The sequence below is a fragment of the Dellaglioa sp. CoH-55-MRSF-8 genome (assembly GCF_056782195.1).
This window is the reverse complement of sequence record NZ_JBXAYH010000134.1, coordinates 1-336: the sequence shown is the minus strand read 5'-3', so window position 1 is coordinate 336 and position 336 is coordinate 1. Positions and strand designations below refer to the sequence as shown.

Genomic DNA, 336 nt, shown 5'->3' with positions numbered 1-336 from the left:
TGCTAAAGCTGACCGAAACAGGCTCGTAGGTAACGGCCTGAACCGACTTGCTCAGGTTTACTGAGATTCGTGTCACTTTCATTGGTAATTCGTTCTCCGAATTTCACGCAAGATCATGCGCAGGTTTTCCTTGTAAGGCTTCGCGGTCAGGGCTCGACGCTTCTTAGCGCGATTGATGATGCGACGCGCCACTTCCCATTCTGCTCGCGAGTACTCCGGGCACGTGTGATTGGTCTTGTCAAAATCGCACCACGCGAAAAAATGGCGAACGAATCCGGATCGATTCATCTGGGCTCGCATAAAATCAGCCATCGCAACACCCAGCTCACGCTGCGC

At 52.7% G+C, this 336-nt stretch carries 1 protein-coding gene; it reads right to left on the bottom strand.

Annotation, left to right across the window (positions count from 1 at the left end):
- Positions 1-78 precede the first annotated feature (78 nt).
- Positions 79-336, bottom strand: a 258-nt coding sequence (locus tag AC1RPW_RS08245) for a hypothetical protein (RefSeq protein ID WP_481769480.1), incomplete at its 5' end; no start/stop codon positions are given.